Source organism: Streptomyces sp. URMC 124 (assembly GCF_051386455.1).
Classification (GTDB): Bacteria; Actinomycetota; Actinomycetes; order Streptomycetales; family Streptomycetaceae; genus Streptomyces.
In genome coordinates, this window is the sequence record NZ_JBPQTS010000483.1 from 1 (window position 1) to 268 (window position 268).

General features: G+C 44.4%; 1 protein-coding gene. It reads left to right on the forward strand.

The window, feature by feature from the left end; translation table 11 throughout:
- Positions 1 to 73 precede the first annotated feature (73 nt).
- Positions 74 to 268, forward strand: a 195-nt coding sequence (locus tag ACSNOG_RS33410; protein ID WP_436756422.1) for a hypothetical protein, incomplete at its 3' end; no start/stop codon positions are given.

Here is a 268-nt window from a genome sequence, read left to right on the forward strand (position 1 = left end):
CACGAAGACCGTTACGATCGAATCATGATATGGTATGATATGTATATGAAACGTTAGAAATGGAGTAGAGTGCGTGGATTATCAAGCCGATGCCATCGACCGTGTCATAAAGAATGCAATCAAAGTGATGGAGGACAGCAAATACCAGATGTTCGAAATTTTGGAGGCGTCTCGGCAGGAGCTGGTGTCTCTGAATCAGGAACTAAAGCGGACTTTGAAGGAAACGACGGAAACCTTGGAGAAAGTGGACCAGCTCGAACTGAATTAT